Origin of the sequence: Pseudomonas graminis (assembly GCF_900111735.1) — a bacterium.
Lineage (GTDB): Bacteria > Pseudomonadota > Gammaproteobacteria > Pseudomonadales > Pseudomonadaceae > Aquipseudomonas > Aquipseudomonas graminis.
The window spans coordinates 100,261-112,988 of the sequence record NZ_FOHW01000011.1; the positions used below are offsets into that span (position 1 = coordinate 100,261).

Below are 12,728 nucleotides of genomic sequence, written 5' to 3' on the forward strand. Positions count from 1 at the left end.
AGGGGGAATAGTTCGCGAATCGGTTCTTCAGAGGTATCGCTGACCTGCAAAGCTTGTTGATGGAGGTTGGCAGCTCAGTACCTTCATTTTCATTTTTCAATCTGCGGAGAAGTAGACCCATGCCAAGGTAGCGCCCTTTGAGTGCGCTAATGAGGGGCGCGAAAATAATAGAGCAGTCCGCTACTCACACTGATGAGAATCATCGAGCCATAAATTATCCGCACTCCCCAAAGCAGTCGGCGAGGTAATTTGAGAAGCTTTTGCCTGGGAATGCGCTCCTGCCTCCAGAAAATTTCAGGTGCGACTGCAACAAGCATCACGAACGTTTCCCTCATTCTTCGTCCGAAAAAACTGTCTCCGTAGAATTCTCGATTCAATGAGAACATTTCAATGTCGCATAGGTAGTTTTCGATTTTTTCCAAGTTGATGTAGAAGAAGATATAGTAGCCGGCGAGATGTAAGGCCGTGATTACTGTCAAAATGAGTGCCAAGAGTCCGGCAGGGATATCTACCATTACTGCGCCCATTCATAGAGATATTCGTCGGTCATTTCTGTCACTTCTCTCACTGTGCTTTGATAAAGGCATAAAGTCCGATCATGCACACAAATACTGTGTTTAGATTGATGTAGAGCCAGAGTATCCAGGCCCTTAAATGTGGTGGCACTCTTAAGTTTGCGTCTTTTGAAATATCTCCACGGAGGTACATCAAATGCGGAAAAGTAAGGAGGACAGTCCCCATGTTCATGCGCATCTGTCTTCCAATAATGCCGTCGCCCCACATCCTTCGAGCATCAGATATGCATCTGCAGTCATTTAGATAACTTTCAATTACCTCTATTTTTCTGTAGCAAAAAATTGTCATCGCTAAGGCGGTCGCGATCATCCAAAAGGACATTGCCATTGACAGTAGGTCAATTAATAGATGCATTGTTCAAGGTACCCAGTCATAAACCAATTCGCCCGTAACCTCGCCAAAAGCCTCACCGATTTTGCCGCCGCCGAACCCTCCAACCAGTCCACCAATTATTCCGCAGCCAAGAACGCTCAGCCCACTCAAGGGGGCTACAAACACGGCGATGCTAAAGTTGGTAAACGCATAGGCCCCTGCGGCTGGGCTGGTTGATGAACTCCGGCCGGGCAATCGGTATTCCGCGTGCTACCGACAGTAGGTACAGCCAATCAATGTCTTCCAGTGTTTTCTGTCATTTTCGCTGCAGCAACTATCTTGCTCGTCAGTTCAAACCCTTCAGGTTGTAGGCTCTCAACGGTTTTTTATTACCCACACTAATACGGCCAGGCAGAAACAATTAACGAAAAGCCAACCGTAAATTACCCAAATCCACCATTTCAGATGGCGAGGAACACAGAGGTGCGCATTTCTTGGGGCATGGCCCCGCCGGTACATCTCCCTGGGCAGCGTAATCACTGTCACAACCATATTTAATCGCATGTGCCTGCCAATTAATCCCCCTTGCCAAAGAGCCCTTGTGTCACTGATGCACTTGCAGTCAGACAGCAGGCTTTCAAGGTGGTTAATGTATTTGTGAGTGAACCAAATCATTACGAAGATATTGATCCACATCGATGTTATTAAAATTAGCCCCAGGGGACCCGTTGGGTGTGGGCTCATTTCGGCATCCACTCGTAGATCATCTCGCCGAAGTCTTCGCCCACGATCTCGCCGCCAACCCCACCGCCGTAGCCCCCTATCATTCCACCAACAATGCCGCATCCCAATGCGCCTATTCCTCCAGTAGGGGCTCCCAATATCGCCATGCAAATGGGCCCAATAACTACAGCCCCAGCAGAGCCCCCTGCCATCCCTCCCACAACGCCGGATACCAGCTTGATCCCTCCAACGTACTTCGCTTTGGTGCAATCATCCGCCCGCCCCAGGGAGCAAGCTTCTCTAAGCTCAAGGTAAGCCGAAAAACTGCTAAGTCCGATCCCAATCGCCGTCCCATGCTTCAACAACTTAGCCGCCTTGGCTATCTTCGCAACTCGCTCTGCATATCCTTGAATCTCGCCCGTATGCAGATAACTCTTGGTCGACAACCCCAGCATCTTCTTTAGAGAGCCTCTTTTGCGTAAGCCCGTCCCCCAGCGAGCAATGCCTTCCAGTTGCTTATCAAGCGTGGCAAACAGCGCTCGTCGCTGGTTGATGAACTCTTGCCGGGCAATGGGTGTTCCGCGCGCCAGCGACAGTTTGTAAAGCCGCTCGATCTCTTCCAGGGTTTTCTTCACGCCCTCCAGGTGCTTGCCCCAACTCCCGGTGGCAGCGCCAATACCCAGCGATCCATAACTGAGCATGTTCTGCAGCAAGTCGTAGTTCTCGATGAGCTGGCTGCCCGCGCCTTTCACTTGACGATGGACGTTACGCGCCAGGTTCATCAGCTCTTTCTCTTCCGCCGTGAGAGTGCCGTTTGAACCGTCGCTGACAATCACCAGCTGGCCCGGCATCACCACAACGTTTCGAATGTGCGCGTTAAGCACATCGAACTTCGCACCCCCGCTCACCCGTGCCTTGAGTGTGAAATAGGTCTGTATGCGGTCATTGATAAACACATAGGGCTTGGACACGGGCTGTCCTCAACTAAAGCGCTTGTTGGCGATGCGGTCCCAGCCGCCGACTACATTGCCGGCTGCCGCCCCGTCGCTGCGTTTCTGCTGGGTGTACAGAATGCGGACGCGGCCGAAGTTGATTTGCACGTGTTCCAGGGGCTCGCCGCTTTCACCGCTTTGGCTGAAGTCAGAAATGATGACTTCTTCGAGGCGCACTTCGTAGTACTTCAACTTATCTCCACCGGCGCGGTAGAGGGACAAGGTCAGGTCCTTGATGTGCGTACCCGCGCAACTGGCTTCAAACAACGCAGCGCTGGATTTATCCAGGCGCTTGCTGAAGCTGAAGTCGCTGAGGCTGGCCCGACCCGAGCCCGCGCCGCCGTTTGAGCTGGCGGTGGCCGAAGTGCTTTGGCTGACGCCGAAGTCGTAGGCCACGATTTCGATCCAGCCCTTGTTGCGCTCATCCAGCGACTCGCCGTCGATCCCGTCCAGCCTGATGAATCCGTCAAATGCCATGCCGCGTGTCCTTGCTGAGTTCAGATCCAGCAAGGATAGGGAGCGTATTCGTGGCTTTGAAGCGCCAAGAGGGGGGGCAAAAGTACGATTCGGATCGGTCCTACGCTGGAGCCATAGCGCGTCTTACGGAAGATTCCGTCAGGGTGATGTTCGCGGCAGTGATCTGTCGAAAAGGTGGGAAATAGCTGTATTCGCTGCTGGCGCAGAGGGTGCGCGCCAACAGCTAAAACCACATGGGTTAGACCCTCGCCGTCTGCTTCTCGGTGGTCTCGACCGGCGAGGCATCGGCGAAGTGGTTCACCTGGCGCAGGGCCTTGAAGCCAACCATCCAGGCGCCAACGACACCCAGTGTGCACAGGCCGCCGATGATCGCAGCGGGCACGGCACCCCACAGCGCTGCGCTGCTCCCGGCGCGGAATTCGCCCAGCTCGTTGGACGAACCGATAAACAGCATATTCACCGCATTGACCCGTCCGCGCATGTCGTCCGGCGTCGAGAACTGCACCAGCGTGGAGCGAATGTAGACGCTGACCATGTCCGCCGCACCGGCAATCATCAAAGCGAGCAGCGACAGCCAGAACAGGGTCGACAGGGCGAACACCAGATTGGCGACACCGAACACCGCGACGGCGATGAACATGACCAGACCGACGTGTCGATCAAAAGGCCGGAAGCTCAGGTACAGACCGGTGCTGACCTCCCCCAGACTCATTGCACTGCGCAGCGCGCCCAGCCCTTGCGGCCCCAGGTGCAGCACTTCATGGGCATAAATCGGTAACAGCGCCACCACGCCGCCGAGCAGCACGGCGAACAGGTCCAGGGAAATGGTGCCGAGGATGATCGGCCGCGAGCGGATGAAGGCGATGCCCGCGGTAAAGCGCTTCCAGGCCGTGGACTCGAGAATCTGCTTCTTGCCGGCATAGAGCACCGGCACGCGGATCAGCAACAGTACGCCAGCGATGAAGCTGGCCATGCACACTGAGTAGGTCAAACCGCCGCCGCCCGCTGCATATAAGCCGCCGCCGACCAGAGGCCCGGCGATGGTGGCGATGCGCATGATCATGCTGTTCGTCGCGATGGCCGACGCTAGTTTTTCGCGCGGGACGACTTGCGGCAGGAGGCTCTGCAGCGCCGGCCCGGTGAACGCCCGTGCGCAACCGAACAAGGCCAGGGTGGCGTAGATCAGGCGTGTGTCTTGATGGTGCGTGACCGAGAACAGCATCAGCATCAGGCTGCACACCGCTTGGACCGACCAACTGATGGTCAGGATCATCTTGCGATCGTAGCGGTCGATCAGGTCGCCGGCCGGCATCAACAACAGCAGCATGGGAATGAACTGCGCGAGACCCACATACGCCAGCGAAATCGGGCTGCGAGTCATGTCGTAGACCTGCCAGGCGACGACCACTGCCTGAATCTGCATGGCGAAAACGGCAGCAAGGCGCGCAGTCAGGAAGGCGAAAAAACCGGGCAGCCGCAGGGCGCTTTTAGCGGAGGATTCAGAGGGCGGGGCGGGCGATTCGGAGCTCAAGGCAAGGCATCCATCGAAGCGAAAGACGGCCGAGAGTTATACACCGGTCTGGCGCGGTTCGCCGCTAGCTGTCAGGAATTTAATGATGGATGGTGCGGGATATGCTGCGGGCGCATGGAGGTAGTGTGGGCGTTTGCAATTACCGCTATTCCCGGCTGAAGCCGGTCCCACTCAAACACCCTCTCCAGCTGAAGCCGGTTCTGCTGACACCTCGCTCTGCAGGAGCCGGCTTGCTGGCGAACGCGGAGTGTCAGACACATAGATGTCGACTGACGCCCTGCGTTCGCCAGCCAGCCGGCTCAAAAATGCGTTCGCCAGCGGGCTGGCCCCTACAAAATGGGTTGATGCGAAGAACTTGCCAGAATCGCCTTCAGCGGCGAACCAGCAAAACCCCCGACTCCATGTGGTGGGTATACGGAAACTGATCAAACAGCGCGCAGCGCTCGACCCAGTGGGTGTCGTGCAGCTGTGCGATGTTCGCGGCCAGGGTTTCCGGGTTGCACGAGATGTACAGAATGCGTTCGAAACGCCGCGTCAGCTCACAGGTGTCCGGGTCCATGCCGGCGCGGGGCGGGTCGACGAACACGCTGCCGAAGTCGTAGCTTTTCAGATCGACACCGGCCAGACGACGGAACGGGCGCACCTCATTCAGGGCTTCGGTCAGCTCTTCCGCCGACAGGCGCACCAGCGACACGTTATCCACCCCGTTGTCCGCCAGGTTACTCAATGCTGCATTGACCGACGTCTTGCTGATCTCCGTCGCCAGCACCTTGCGCACGCGGGTCGCCAACGGCAGCGTGAAGTTGCCGTTGCCGCAATACAGCTCAAGCAAATCGTCATCGCGATCGCCCAATGCCTCGTACGCCCAACTCAGCATTTTCTGGTTCACCGTGCCGTTAGGCTGGGTGAATGCGCCCTCCGGCTGGCGATAGCTGAACGTGCGACCAGCGACATCCAGCTGCTCAGTCACGTAATCGCGACCGATCACCAGACGCTGACCTTTCGAACGGCCGATCACGCTGACCTTCAAATCAGCCGCCAGTTGCTCAGCCTCGACTTGCCAGGCGTCGTCCAGCGGGCGGTGGTAGCACAGGGTGATCATGCCGTCGCCGGCCAGCGTGGTCAGAAAATCCACCTGAAACAGCTTGTGATTGAGCGTCTTGCTCGCCTCCCAGCGATCCCGCAACACCGGCATCAGCGCGTTGATCTGCTGGCTGGCGATGGGGAAGTCGTTGATCAGGATCGGCGTGTGCTTGTCGCCCGGCGCGAACATCGCGTAGTGACGCTTGCCGTCGTCGCGCCACAGGCGGAATTCGGCGCGCAGGCGGTAATGCTCGCGCGGCGAATCGAAGACCTGAGGCTCGGGCGCCGCGAAAGGCGCCAGTAGCTCGCGCAGGCGCGTGGCCTTCTCATCGAGCTGAGCGGTGTAGCTTGCAGGGTCGAACGTAGAACTCATGGATAAAAGCCCAGCTTGATCACGAACAGAATCGACAGCACGACCAGCGCCGAATTCAGCTCGCGGCCCCGGCCCGACAACAGCTTGATCACGGTCCAGGAAATGAAGCCAAAGGCGATACCGTTGGCGATCGAATAGGTGAACGGCATGGCCAGCGCGGTGATCACCACCGGTGCTGCTTCAGTGATGTCGTCCCAGTTGATTTCGGCAAGGCCCGAGGTCATCAACACGGCCACGAACAGCAGGGCAGGGGCAGTGGCGAATGCCGGAACGCTGCCGGCCAGCGGTGCGAAAAACAGCGCCAAAAGAAACAGCACGGCAACCACAATGGCCGTCAGACCGGTTCGCCCGCCAGCGCTCACGCCCGCAGCCGACTCGATGTAACTGGTGGTGGTCGAGGTGCCCAGCAGAGAGCCGGCCATTGCCGCGGTACTGTCGGCGATCAGCGCACGGCCCATCTTCGGCATGTGGCCGTCCTTGCCCATCAGGCCCGCGCGCTTGGCGACGCCGATCAGGGTGCCGGAGTTATCGAACAGGTCGACAAACAGGAAAGAGAAAATCACGCTGACCAGGCCGATGTTCAGTGCGCCGGGGATGTCCAGCTGCAGGAAGGTCGGTGCCAGCGAAGGCGGCATCGATATCACGCCGCCGAAGGGTGAGAAACCCATGACAATCGAGATGATGGTGACGGCCAGAATGCCGATCAGCACTGCGCCGCGCACTTTCAGGGCCTCCAGCGCCACGATCAGCGCGAAGCCCAGCGCCGCAAGAATCGGTGCCGGTTTGGCCAGATCGCCCAGGCCGACCATAGTGGCCGGGTTAGTGACGACGATGCCGGCGTTGTGCAGCGCAATCAGCGCCAGGAACAGGCCGATACCGGCGGCAATGGCCGAGCGCAGCGGCAGCGGGATGCTGTTGATGATCCATTCGCGTATGCGGAAGATCGACAGCAGGAAAAACATCACCGCAGAAATGAACACCGCGCCCAGCGCCACTTGCCAGGTGTGGCCCATGTGCAGCACGACGGTGTAGGTGAAGAAGGCATTGAGGCCCATACCCGGCGCGAGGGCGATCGGGTAGTTGGCGATCAGGCCCATGACCGTGGAGCCGATGGCGGCGGCCAGACAGGTGGCGACGAAAATCGCGCCCTTGTCCATGCCGGTCTCGCCAAGGATGCTCGGGTTCACGAACAGGATGTAGGCCATGGCCAGAAAGGTCGTGACCCCGGCCAGAATTTCGGTGCGCACATTGGTGTTATGTGCCCTGAGTTGAAACAACCGCTCCAGCATTTAAGGCTCCCCGGTGACGCTCCGCGTCATTTATGTAGTCGACTGAAACAGCAAAGCACAGCTCACCGAAACGGCTTGCACAAATTCTGCCAGTTGCAAAAAGCCGCGCATCATACCAGCAGCTCCGGGCGATGGGGCCTGGCGCTTGTCGTCAGATTGCAAATGTCCGAATTGGCTTGCCCCAGGCAGGCGCACCGCTGCGTCAAAACGCCCGTCATAAACCCTGAACGTTTCCGAAATCGCGCAAGTCGTACTCCTTAAGACGCAGATCACTGCGCTGATCGAGTACCTACCGTGAGGCTTCCCATGAGTGCAACCAATGAACAGGCGTTCGCAGGGCATTCCATCGCCCTGACGTTGAACGGCCAGACCCGACAAGTGGACGTACAGCCCTGGACCACGCTGCTGGATCTGCTGCGCGAGCAGCTCGATCTGGTCGGCACCAAAAAGGGCTGTGACCACGGCCAATGCGGTGCATGCACCGTGCTGCGCGACGGCAAGCGCATCAATGCGTGCCTGACCCTGGCGATCATGTGTGACGGCGCCGAGCTGACCACGATCGAAGGGCTTGCAGATGGCGATACGCTGCATCCGATGCAGCAAGCGTTCATCAAGCATGACGCTTTCCAGTGCGGCTACTGCACGCCCGGCCAGATCTGCTCGGCGGTGGGCCTGGCCAACGAAGGCCGCGCCAGCACCGACGATGAAGTGAAAGAACTGATGAGCGGCAACCTTTGCCGTTGCGGCGCCTACAGCAACATACGTGCGGCGGTGGTGGAGGTCTTGCCATCCATGAATGCCGCGCCGGATCAGGGAGGGCGTGGCCAATGAATCCCTTCAGCTACAGCAAGCCGTCCGACATCGCTCAGGCGGTCAATCTCGCAGGTCCTGCCAGCCGATTCATCGCTGGTGGCACGAACCTGCTGGATTTGATGAAAGAAAACATCGCTCGCCCCGAGCACTTGATCGACATCACCGGGCTCCCGCTGAAAGATGTCCGCGCAACCGACAGCGGCGGCCTGATGATCGGCGCGCTGGTGAGTAACGCCGACCTGGCGTGGCACCCGCTGATCGAGCGTGACTATCCGCTACTGTCCCAAGCCATTCTGGCCGGCGCTTCGCCGCAGTTGCGCAACATGGCGAGCACCGGTGGCAACCTGTTGCAGCGCACTCGCTGCTACTACTTCTACGATTCGACCGTGCCGTGCAACAAGCGCGAGCCTGGCACTGGCTGCCCGGCCAAAGACGGCCTGAACCGCATTCACGCGATTCTCGGTGCCAGCGATGCGTGCGTCGCGACTCACCCGTCGGACATGTGCGTTGCGCTGGCTGCGCTCGAAGCCCGCGTTCACGTCCAGGGTCGTGCCGGTGCCCGGGTCATCGAGTTTGCTGACTTCCACCGCCTGCCCGGCGATGCGCCCCAGCGCGACAACCAGCTTGCCGACGATGAACTGATTACCGCCGTCGAACTGCCAGCGCCACGTTTTCAGCAGCACAGCCATTACCTGAAAATCCGTGACCGCGCGTCTTACGCCTTTGCCCTGATCTCGGTGGCAGCGGCCGTTGAGCTCGATGGCGACGTGATCCGTGATGTGCGCATCGCCCTGGGTGGCGTGGCACACAAGCCATGGCGCGACACGGCCGTCGAGCAGTCGCTCAAGGGCCTGCCGGTTTCCCGGGAAAACTTTGTTGCTGCTGCCGACGCGATGCTGCGCGACGCTCAACCGCTGGCGCACAACGCTTTCAAGATCAAGCTGGCGCGCCGCGCGATCGTTCGCGCCTTGAGCGACGCCACCTTGGGAGGAACTGTTTAATGAACGCCAATACACCCACCCCGGGAAAGGCCTCTGCGCTGGGCCAACCGATGGACCGCGTCGACGGACGCCTGAAAGTGACCGGTCAGGCCCGCTATGCCGGTGAGTATCCGGAGGACGGCTTGCTCCATGGCAGCGTGGTCTCCAGCACCATCGCTTCGGGCCGCGTCGTGCGCATCGATGCCTCGCAGGCGCTGGCAGTCCCTGGCGTAATCGCGGTCATTGACCACACCAACCGCCCGCACATCGCCAGCTATGACGAGGACTATCAGGACGCCGACTCGGCGGAAGGTTCGCCGTTCCGCCCGTTCTATAACGATCACGTGCTCTACAGCGGCCAGCCGCTGGCATTGGTCGTGGCTGACACCCTTGAACTGGCGCGGCATGCCGGCTCCCTCGTGCGCATCGAGTATCAAACCGAGTCGCACCAGACCGACCTCAGCGTCGGCCAGAGTGACGCCCACACGGCACCGGCGGAAACACCGAAGCCGCGCGGGGATTTTTCGGGTGCATTTGCCCAAGCTGCGGTGACGGTCGACACCCACTACAGCACGCCCAACGAGCACCACAACCCGATGGAGCCCCACGCATCGACGGTGTTCTACAAGGCTGATGGCAGCCTGGAGATCCACGATAAGACCCAGGGTACGCAGAACTGCCAGGACTACCTGCACAGCGTGTTTGGTCTGGAGAAAGAAAAGATCCGCATCCTCGCTGCCTTCGTCGGTGGCGCGTTCGGTTCCGGCCTGCGTCCGCAATACCAACTGCCGCTGGCCGTCATGGCGGCGTTGAAGCTCCAGCGTTCGGTGCGTCTGACGCTGACCCGTCAGCAGATGTTTACCTTCGGTTACCGCCCGCAGACCCTCCAGCACATGCGTCTCGGTGCCTCGAAGGATGGCAAGCTGATGGCGATCGCCCACGACGCGATCGGCCAGACGTCGCGCTTTGAAGACTTTGCCGAGCACGTCGTTGAATGGAGCGGCATGCTCTATCAGTGCGACAACGTGGCATTGAGCTACAAGTTGGCGCCGCTGGACGTCTACACGCCGCTGGACATGCGCGCACCGGGCGCCGCCTCCGGCATGGTCGCGCTGGAATGTGCGATGGACGAGCTGGCCATTGCGGCCGGCATCGATCCCGTGCAATTGCGGATCGTCAACTTTGCTGACAGCAACGGCAACGAGGGCAAGCCGTACTCCAGCAAAGAACTGCTGGCCTGCTACGAGCAAGGCGCACAGCGCTTTGGCTGGAGCAAGCGCAACCCGGAGCCGCGCAGCATGCGTCAGGGCCGGCAACTGGTGGGTTGGGGCATGGCCGGCGGTGTATGGGAAGCCATGCAGATGCCGGCCAGCGCCAAGGCCAGCATCGACAGCAGCGGCAAGATCACCGTGAGCAGCGCCACCACTGACATCGGCACTGGCACTTACACGGTCATGACTCAGATTGCCGCCGAGGCAGCGGGCGTAAATCCTGAAGACGTCACCTTCGTGCTGGGTGATTCGTCGCTGCCGACGTCGCCGTTGCAGGGTGGCTCGTTCACCGTGTCTTCAGTGGGTACGGCGGTGCAGCAGGCCTGCCGTGCGTTGCGCGCCAAGTTGCTCGACGCCGTGCGCATGGCGCATCCGCAATACGCGGTGGTGGACATGGCCGATGTCGGTTACGGCGATGGCTACCTGTTGATCGACGATCAGCGTTTTGCCTACGCAGACATCGTCCGCGAGTCCTCTCACGAGACGCTGGAGGTGCAGATCGACGCCAAGCCTGACGACAAGCGCGAAGGCTATTCGACGGCGACGCACTCGGCGGTGTTCGTTGAAGTGCTGGTGGATGAAGACCTGGGCACCATTCGCGTCAATCGCGTAGTGGATGCTGTTGCGGCGGGACGGGTGGTGAACTCGAAAACCGCACGCAGCCAGATTCTCGGCGGCGTCGTCTGGGGCATTGGTCAGGCTCTGCAGGAAGAGAGCCAGACCGACCACACCCTCGGGCGCTTCATGAACCACAGCCTGGCCCAGTACCACATCCCGGTGAACGCGGACATCGGCGAGATCGACGTGCTGTTCGTGGAAGAGAACGACAGCATCGTCAACGACCTGGGCTCCAAGGGTGTGGGCGAGATCGGCATCGTCGGCGTGGCCTCGGCCATCGCCAATGCGATCTACCATGCCACGGGCAAGCGCGTTCGGGAATTCCCTATTACGCTGGATAAGGTGCTGTAACCGACTCGGTACCTTGCAGGAGCGCGCCTGATCGTTCCCACGCTCTGCGTGGGAACGCCTCTCCTCGGACGCTCTGCGTCCCAATGACGCCGAGCGTCATCCACTGCATTACCACGCGGAGCGTGGGAACGATCAGACCGTCATCAACTTCGTTGCCTCGCAGAGCGTGGGAACGATCATCTGCTGCTAAACCCCCCCTTATTGAATGTCGCCCCAGTGCAAGCACAGGTCGCGCTGGTGCGCTTGATGCTCAGGCCTGCTGCGTACCTTGCATCAACGCGGCAGCCACCGAATTGCCGTGGGTCTTCACGCCTTGAAAAACTGCCGAAAAGAGCTGAATAAAATAACGAGCCGACCCGAGGAGCACCCATGAACTCATTTATTCGTCATATCAGTTGCGCTGCGTTGATGCTGAGCAGCACCGTCCTGCTGGCAGCGGAACCCGCCAAATGCCAGAACGTGCGCATGGGCGTGGTCAACTGGACAGACGTCGTCGCCACCAGCGCGGTGGCCGAAGTGCTGCTGCAGAACATGGGGTATGAGGTCAAACAGACCAGCGCCGCCCAGCAAATCGTCTTCGGCGGCTTGCGCGACGATCGGCTCGACGTGTTCATGGGGTACTGGAAACCGGCGATGGACAAAAACATCGCGCCGTTTGTGGCGGCCAATCAGGTCAAGGTCCTCGACGTACCCAGCATGAGCGATGCCCAGGCAACCCTGGCGGTGCCGGATTATGTGGCGTCGGGCGGGCTGAAAACCTTCGGCGACATCGCCAGGTTCAAGGACAAACTTGGCGGCAAGATCTACGGCATCGAGCCCGGCACCGGTGCCAACGCCAACATCAAGGGCATGATCGAGAAGAACCAGTTCGGCCTCGGCGGCTTCCAGCTGGTCGAGTCCGGCGAGGCGGGCATGCTCGCGGCGGTGCAACGTGCGATCAAGCGTAATGAATGGGTGGTATTCGTAGGCTGGACGCCGCACCCGATGAACATCAACATGAAGATCGCCTACCTGACCGGCAGCGAAGACGTGTTCGGCCCGAGTGAAGGGGCGGCGACCGTTTCAGTCGTAACCGCGCCGGATTACGCGTCCCGTTGCCCGAACGTCAGCAAGCTGATGAGCAACCTGAAGTTCACCGCCGCTCAGGAGAGCCAGATGATGGTGCCGATCATGGACCGCAAGGCGCCGACCGACGTTGCCCGCCAGTGGCTCAAGGATCATCCGGAAGACATGAAGCGTTGGCTGGATGGCGTGACGACCTTCGATGGCAAAGACGCCGCCGCCGCCGTGCAAGTGGCGGTGAACAAGTAACCAAGCAGGCCTGGCCAAGGGCTCGGGC

10 protein-coding genes are annotated in these 12,728 nt (G+C 59.7%); 4 read left to right on the plus strand and 6 right to left on the minus strand.

All coding sequences use genetic code 11. The features are described from left to right. Nucleotides 1–146: 146 nt before the first annotated feature. From BMY98_RS10850 to BMY98_RS10880, 6 genes are all read right to left on the minus strand, one after another. Nucleotides 147–515 (minus strand): hypothetical protein, encoded by a 369-nt coding sequence (locus BMY98_RS10850; protein ID WP_139214475.1) that lies wholly within the window; start codon nt 513–515, stop codon nt 147–149. Nucleotides 516–1,628: 1,113 nt separating this feature from the next. After that, nucleotides 1,629–2,582 carry a hypothetical protein gene (locus BMY98_RS10860; protein WP_074888591.1) on the minus strand — a complete coding sequence of 318 codons (954 nt, stop codon included), beginning with the start codon at nt 2,580–2,582 and terminating at the stop codon, nt 1,629–1,631. Between the two features lie 9 nt (nt 2,583–2,591). Next, nucleotides 2,592–3,080, minus strand: coding sequence for an Hcp family type VI secretion system effector (locus tag BMY98_RS10865; protein WP_074888594.1), 489 nt, complete (start codon nt 3,078–3,080; stop codon nt 2,592–2,594). A 238-nt stretch (nt 3,081–3,318) separates the two neighbouring features. Next, entirely contained in the window at nt 3,319–4,611 is a 1,293-nt protein-coding gene (locus tag BMY98_RS10870; RefSeq protein WP_074888597.1) for an MFS transporter, read from the minus strand. Between the two features lie 370 nt (nt 4,612–4,981). Then, complete coding sequence (gene trmA / locus BMY98_RS10875) at nt 4,982–6,067, minus strand: tRNA (uridine(54)-C5)-methyltransferase TrmA (RefSeq protein ID WP_074888601.1); 1,086 nt, start codon at nt 6,065–6,067, stop codon at nt 4,982–4,984. Beyond that, nucleotides 6,064–7,356: an NCS2 family permease gene (locus BMY98_RS10880; protein WP_074888604.1), complete on the minus strand. Its 1,293-nt coding sequence runs from the start codon at nt 7,354–7,356 to the stop codon at nt 6,064–6,066. The genes trmA and BMY98_RS10880 overlap by 4 nt, the downstream gene beginning before the upstream one ends. 306 nt (nt 7,357–7,662) lie before the next feature. Here BMY98_RS10880 and BMY98_RS10885 point away from each other — a divergent pair, with 306 nt between their 5' ends. The 4 genes from BMY98_RS10885 (at nt 7,663) to choX (ending at nt 12,700) form a co-directional block, all read left to right on the plus strand. Then, nucleotides 7,663–8,187, plus strand: a complete 525-nt coding sequence (locus BMY98_RS10885; protein WP_074888607.1) for a (2Fe-2S)-binding protein — start codon at nt 7,663–7,665, stop codon at nt 8,185–8,187. Further along, on the plus strand, nt 8,184–9,170 hold the full coding sequence (locus BMY98_RS10890; protein WP_074888610.1) for an FAD binding domain-containing protein: 987 nt from the start codon (nt 8,184–8,186) through the stop codon (nt 9,168–9,170). Before BMY98_RS10885 ends, BMY98_RS10890 begins: the two co-directional genes overlap by 4 nt. Next, complete coding sequence (locus tag BMY98_RS10895) at nt 9,170–11,389, plus strand: xanthine dehydrogenase family protein molybdopterin-binding subunit (RefSeq protein ID WP_074888612.1); 2,220 nt, start codon at nt 9,170–9,172, stop codon at nt 11,387–11,389. Before BMY98_RS10890 ends, BMY98_RS10895 begins: the two co-directional genes overlap by 1 nt. Nucleotides 11,390–11,758: 369 nt before the next feature. Next, nucleotides 11,759–12,700, plus strand: a complete 942-nt coding sequence (gene choX, locus BMY98_RS10900; RefSeq protein WP_074888615.1) for a choline ABC transporter substrate-binding protein — start codon at nt 11,759–11,761, stop codon at nt 12,698–12,700. The last annotated feature ends 28 nt before the right edge of the window (nt 12,701–12,728 follow it).

Bases quoted from the DNA above. Each gene is read 5' to 3' on its own strand.
- trmA (WP_074888601.1), bottom strand. From the start codon at position 6,067: ATGAGTTCTACGTTCGACCCTGCAAGCTACACCGCTCAGCTCGATGAG.
- choX (WP_074888615.1), top strand. From the start codon at position 11,759: ATGAACTCATTTATTCGTCATATCAGTTGCGCTGCGTTGATGCTGAGC.
- BMY98_RS10895 (WP_074888612.1), top strand. From the start codon at position 9,170: ATGAACGCCAATACACCCACCCCGGGAAAGGCCTCTGCGCTGGGCCAA.
- BMY98_RS10885 (WP_074888607.1), top strand. From the start codon at position 7,663: ATGAGTGCAACCAATGAACAGGCGTTCGCAGGGCATTCCATCGCCCTG.
- BMY98_RS10880 (WP_074888604.1), bottom strand. From the start codon at position 7,356: ATGCTGGAGCGGTTGTTTCAACTCAGGGCACATAACACCAATGTGCGC.
- BMY98_RS10850 (WP_139214475.1), bottom strand. From the start codon at position 515: ATGGTAGATATCCCTGCCGGACTCTTGGCACTCATTTTGACAGTAATC.
- BMY98_RS10865 (WP_074888594.1), bottom strand. From the start codon at position 3,080: ATGGCATTTGACGGATTCATCAGGCTGGACGGGATCGACGGCGAGTCG.
- BMY98_RS10890 (WP_074888610.1), top strand. From the start codon at position 8,184: ATGAATCCCTTCAGCTACAGCAAGCCGTCCGACATCGCTCAGGCGGTC.